Origin of the sequence: Microcystis wesenbergii FACHB-1317, from assembly GCF_014696875.1 — a bacterium.
In the GTDB taxonomy this organism is placed as follows: domain Bacteria; phylum Cyanobacteriota; class Cyanobacteriia; order Cyanobacteriales; family Microcystaceae; genus Microcystis; species Microcystis wesenbergii_A.
Window position 1 is genome coordinate 1 of the sequence record NZ_JACJQV010000098.1, and the last position, 4,776, is coordinate 4,776.

General features: G+C 42.6%; 7 protein-coding genes. 2 read left to right on the top strand and 5 right to left on the bottom strand.

Translation table 11 applies throughout. The features are described 5' to 3' along the window. Nucleotides 1–359 precede the first annotated feature (359 nt). The 3 genes from vapC to H6F92_RS27170 all read right to left on the bottom strand — a co-directional run bounded on the left by vapC (nt 360) and on the right by H6F92_RS27170 (nt 1,246). Nucleotides 360–758, bottom strand: coding sequence for a type II toxin-antitoxin system VapC family toxin (vapC, locus tag H6F92_RS06710; protein WP_002785628.1), 399 nt, complete (start codon nt 756–758; stop codon nt 360–362). Then, entirely contained in the window at nt 745–957 is a 213-nt protein-coding gene (locus H6F92_RS06715; RefSeq protein WP_002754145.1) for a type II toxin-antitoxin system VapB family antitoxin, read from the bottom strand. Before H6F92_RS06715 ends, vapC begins: the two co-directional genes overlap by 14 nt. Nucleotides 958–1,075: 118 nt before the next feature. Continuing rightward, nucleotides 1,076–1,246: a hypothetical protein gene (locus H6F92_RS27170; protein ID WP_472407876.1), complete on the bottom strand. Its 171-nt coding sequence runs from the start codon at nt 1,244–1,246 to the stop codon at nt 1,076–1,078. Nucleotides 1,247–1,285: 39 nt separating this feature from the next. On the opposite strand from H6F92_RS27170, the gene H6F92_RS06720 reads away from it, so the two are divergent. Both H6F92_RS06720 and H6F92_RS06725 read left to right on the top strand, forming a co-directional pair. Further along, nucleotides 1,286–1,570 carry a BrnT family toxin gene (locus H6F92_RS06720; protein ID WP_061433170.1) on the top strand — a complete coding sequence of 95 codons (285 nt, stop codon included), beginning with the start codon at nt 1,286–1,288 and terminating at the stop codon, nt 1,568–1,570. A gap of 7 nt (nt 1,571–1,577) precedes the next feature. Further along, nucleotides 1,578–1,790, top strand: coding sequence for a hypothetical protein (locus H6F92_RS06725; RefSeq protein ID WP_228020978.1), 213 nt, complete (start codon nt 1,578–1,580; stop codon nt 1,788–1,790). Between the two features lie 261 nt (nt 1,791–2,051). On the opposite strand, the gene H6F92_RS06730 is transcribed toward H6F92_RS06725, so the two are convergent. Both H6F92_RS06730 and purH read right to left on the bottom strand, forming a co-directional pair. Further along, on the bottom strand, nt 2,052–2,204 hold the full coding sequence (locus tag H6F92_RS06730) for a hypothetical protein (RefSeq protein ID WP_190357247.1): 153 nt from the start codon (nt 2,202–2,204) through the stop codon (nt 2,052–2,054). Between the two features lie 669 nt (nt 2,205–2,873). Next, nucleotides 2,874–4,409, bottom strand: coding sequence for a bifunctional phosphoribosylaminoimidazolecarboxamide formyltransferase/IMP cyclohydrolase (gene purH, locus H6F92_RS06735; RefSeq protein WP_190357249.1), 1,536 nt, complete (start codon nt 4,407–4,409; stop codon nt 2,874–2,876). Nucleotides 4,410–4,776: the final 367 nt, after the last annotated feature.

Below are 4,776 nucleotides of genomic sequence, written 5' to 3' on the forward strand. Positions count from 1 at the left end.
GAATAGGCTTTTTCCATACCTCACATTTTAGCATATATTTCGTAAACGATGCTCATATTTAACAGTAAAGCCGTCGTAGAACGACGGGGTTTCAGACCCAAAATTTTCGATGAAGATAGTTTCACCAATTTGCGCTCCAAGCCCAGGTTTTAGTTTGCATTCTTCCACTGTTCCAATGCCACCTTCGTGTGACTGTACCATTCTGAATTTGATTACGATTAGGCTTGCCCTCGTAACGCGCCGATAGACCAACCAGTGCTTTCGGCATCGCAACTAAACTCACAGCTTCAATCAATGGGCATGGTGCGTTCCCAAAAATCGATCGGTGGAGCAGTAGGAGCCAGATTAGGGGACGCACCCTAGGGCTGAAAACGGAGATTTTGAAGAGATCGCACTTGAGCAATGGTTTCAAAATCACGGTCGTTGTGAATCAGAAGCAGATCATTTTCCAGTGCCGCTTGAGCAATACAGCAATCAATTGGGCTGCGAACAGTCAATCCTTGACGACGCAGATCATAGTAAATACGTGCAGCCGCTTGCCAGGAAGAAGGCCTGAGTTCAACATAATCCTGCACTTCGAGGTAAGTAGAGAGGATTGTCCACTCTTGCTCGTTTAAGCTCCCTTGAAGCAGTTCAAGCTGGGTAAAGCGGGTGAGTAAAATCTCACGATTTGCAATTAACGTTTCCAGTTGCTGGCGAACTTGACCACTGCGATCGCGGAAGACGCTGATCCACACAGATGTGTCAATCAGCAACATGACGAGTTTCACGTAGGGCTTTATAATCAAAATCTGGAGCAAATTGAATTTGTCCGGCAAGGTCGAGAAGGTTTTTCTTACGGCGGGATTTTACGAATTCTTGTAGAGCAAGATTCATTAGTTCCTCTTGGGTGGTGAGGTTAGTCAGTTGAAAGGCTTCCTTGAGAAGCGATTCATCAAGGTTGAGGGTAATTTGCATAGGATGGATATTAGATTGAAGTATGGGTGATTATTCTCTTTACATTTTAATCCGATAGATGACTAACCCACCTCTGGGCATATCTTTGTTAGTTGGCCCTCAAACCTTAAGCTACTTGCTACCAGATCAGTGATCGCACTTGATTTACGGTCGGTGTATCTAGTAATGTTGTTTGATGTTCTATCAGCAGCCGATCAATTTGATTCAACTCATGTTCTTTAAAGCCTCGGTTCTTTTCTAGGAAGACGGGAGCGAGACAAAATTTCGCAATTTGCTTATCCCTCTTAATATGTTAAAATTATGGTGATTAGGCTGATCAACTCCGCTTATGGATGAAAGCTTTGAATGGGATGAAGATAAAAATCTTTTAAACCAACAGAAACACGATGTTTCCTTTGAATTAGCCCAATACGCATTTTTTGACCCCAACAGAGTTATCGTACAAGATCTGGCTCACAGTCAAGAAGAAAATCGATTTTACTGTATGGGGCAAGTTAATGAAGGAATCATCACAGTGCGCTTTACTTACCGGGAAGGAAAAGTTAGAATTTTTGGAGCTGGTTATTGGCGAAAAGGACGTAAACTATATGAACAGCAAAATAACTTATACTGATGAACCAATGGAACTGGGACAAGTAGTTAAAGATTTTTTACCGCCTCCAGACCAGTTAGTTCCTAAGGATAAAACCAAAACTAATCAAGTAACATTAGAATTAACAGAAGAAAGTGTAAGCTTCTTTAAATCTCAAGCAGATCGAAAGCAAATTCCTTATGAAAAAATAATCGAATTACTGGTTGAACAATATGCTCATGAATGTATATCTGATGGTTAAACGCCTCATAAGAGCATTGTCTAACCGACATTATAGCTGACTTGAAAAAGGTGCGTTACACGCGCGTTTTAGCACCCTACAAGATCGGCATCGCACTTAAACTCACAGTTTCAATCCATGGGCATGGTGCGTTCCCCAAAAATCGATCGGTGGAGCAGTGGGAGCCAGATTAGGGGGCGTTGCTGATTTGAGATATGAATCTTCTTTTGTGGGATTTTTAAAACCTAGACCTAAACTAACTTTTGGATGGGTGCAAGGTTGTTATTCATACCTTGATTCAGCAACGCCCCAGATTAGGGAACGCACCCTACGGCGATGGCTACCAACCACAGTTAGGGTTTGGAGTGCCTCCGTTCTCTGCTCCCAAGGAGAAGGAATTGCTAAAACCGCAGCCAAGTTGGTAAAACGTTGCACCTACTGATCTGGCATAAGACTGACAAGTGCCAGAATTCCAACCGGATGGAACTGAAATCGTATCTCGCCAATTGTCAGGAACAACAACACTACACAGCTTTGTTCGGGAAGCTTGAGCAAGAGCAAAATCTGAACCATTGAAGATGGTCAAGAAACTCAGGATCACGGCCAATGAAACCATTCCCACAATCAATCCAAATTTTTTGTACTTCCCAATTCTCATCATTTGTTGTACTTCTCCTTCTTACAAGTCCACTATTAGGCGTGATCGCAAGAAACTTTCCCTATATTACGCCCAAAAGCGTGTTAGCCAGATTAGTTTACTGCAAACAATCTCCTTTAAGGAGACTTATCACAGAAGCCTTCTAGAGTTCTAGCAAAGATTCTTAGATCTGACTGCACTTTGTCACAAAATTTTACTATTATTTTGACACTCTTAATGGTTAGAAGGGAAACTGCAATCGCCAAGTATGGTCAATTTTTGTCCAAAGCATTTGAGGAAATGACCTGAACAAATAGCCAGACATAGCACTATTTTCTTTGTTACCAAAAAGCTGGCCATCCTCGCACTTTTGGCAAATTTAAGACTATTGAGTAAGGGAAATTAACCGATAATTCATAACTGGTTGGGGTGCGTTAATTTAAGCAATAACACACCCTAACTTTGTATTAATGCAAGAAATGACGAATGCCTGTTAAGACCATAATTAAACCTAACTCATTAGCGGCATTAATTGAATCCTGATCTTTTAAAGAACCTCCGGGTTGAACAATTGCCTCGATACCAAACTGGGCCGCCGTGCGAACAGAATCATCAAAGGGGAAAAAACCATCACTAGCTAAATAGCCACCTTTAGCCGCTTCCCCTGCTTGTTCAAGGGCAATTTTCACCGAACCAACGCGATTCATTTGCCCCGCACCAACGCCTAAAGTAGTTTGATTTTTTGTCACCACAATAGCGTTAGATTTAACGTGCTTAGATACTTTCCAAGCAAACAGTAATTCCGCTAATTGTGCGGCAGTGGGTTGTTTTTCTGTCACCACGCGCCAATCATCTGGGGTTTCTACCAGATCATCGGCCGCTTGTACTAGAAAACCGCCGGCGATAACTTTTACTGTTTGTTTTTCTCCCGTGCTTAAATCCGGCAGCAATAAAATCCGCACTTTTGACTTTTTAGCAAGGATATCCCGGGCTTCGGGGCTACAATCGGGGGCAACCACGCATTCTAGGAAGGTTTTCGTTAATTCTTTAGCGGTTGCTTCGTCTATGGCTTGATTTAGGGCAACAATACCCCCAAAAGCCGAGATAGCATCGGCGTTAAAAGCTTTAGTATAAGCTTCCACTAAACTACCACCGATCGCCACTCCACAGGGATTAGTGTGTTTCAAGATAGCGGCAGCCGGTTCTTCCCTGCCGAATTCGGCGATTAAACGGCGGGCTGCTTCTAAATCGACTAAATTGTTATAACTTAGTTCTTTTCCCTGTAATAAGGTCGCTTTTCCCCAACCTTGAGCCATTGTACCGCTGCCGTACCAAGTGGCACTTTGGTGGGGATTTTCGCCGTAACGCAGGGTTTGCAAGGCATTTCCCGCCAAATTAAAGCGAGTCGTTTCCCCGTTTAAGCTGGCGAAATAGGATGCGATCGCTCCATCGTAGGCATTGGTTAAAGCGAAGGTTTCCCCCGCCATTTTTTGACGGAATTCCAGGGAGATTTCGCCGTTATTTTGCCGTAATTGGCTTAAATACTGCTCGTAATACTTGGGGTTACTGATGACAGTCAAATGGGCGAAATTTTTAGCCGAGGCGCGTAACATCGCCGGACCACCAATATCGATTTGTTCGATCGCCTGAGCGGTGGTAACCTCAGGATTAGCGATCGTCTGTTCAAAGGGATAGAGATTAACCACCACCAAATCAAAAGGACGAATTTGATTAGCCTCCATTTCCGCTAAATCTGACTGCCAATCCCGTCTAGCCAAAATACCGCCATGGATGCGAGGATGGAGAGTTTTCACCCTTCCGCCCAAGATTTCAGGAGAGCCTGTGTACTCTCCCACTTTAATCACGGAAATTCCCGCCGATTGCAGTGTTTTGGCGGTTCCTCCACTGCTAATAATTTCAAAATCAAATTCTTCTGTTAGCTGACGGGCAAAGTCAACTATTCCGGTTTTGTCAGTCACGCTGATCAGCGCTAAACGTCCCATAGTAGTGATCTATAAGCAACCATTTCAGTATATCTCAGTCCTAACCCGTTAAAAATTAAAAAAAAGTAGGTTAGTAAATAATCAGCTGCTTCTATATTTTCCTCTCTCAAATATTAACTTATGCCAAGAAAAAAATTGCAACTCTTATTACCTAGATATTTTCTACTTAGTTTTATATCCTGATACCAAATCTATTTTTAAGTAGTTGGGTGTTAAAAACTATAAGATACCCCCGCCTATCGGCACCCCCCTTAATAAGCTATCCATTAGTCAGATCTTTCTTAACAAAAAGAGAAGAAACTTAAAAAAAGGGGAAACGATTGATAGGTATAGTTTTGAAAGAAGGAATTAAGGTGGAGGTAAGCAA

Bases quoted from the DNA above. Each gene is read 5' to 3' on its own strand.
- purH (WP_190357249.1), bottom strand. From the start codon at position 4,409: ATGGGACGTTTAGCGCTGATCAGCGTGACTGACAAAACCGGAATAGTT.
- H6F92_RS06715 (WP_002754145.1), bottom strand. From the start codon at position 957: ATGCAAATTACCCTCAACCTTGATGAATCGCTTCTCAAGGAAGCCTTT.
- H6F92_RS06720 (WP_061433170.1), top strand. From the start codon at position 1,286: ATGGATGAAAGCTTTGAATGGGATGAAGATAAAAATCTTTTAAACCAA.
- H6F92_RS06725 (WP_228020978.1), top strand. From the start codon at position 1,578: ATGGAACTGGGACAAGTAGTTAAAGATTTTTTACCGCCTCCAGACCAG.
- vapC (WP_002785628.1), bottom strand. From the start codon at position 758: ATGTTGCTGATTGACACATCTGTGTGGATCAGCGTCTTCCGCGATCGC.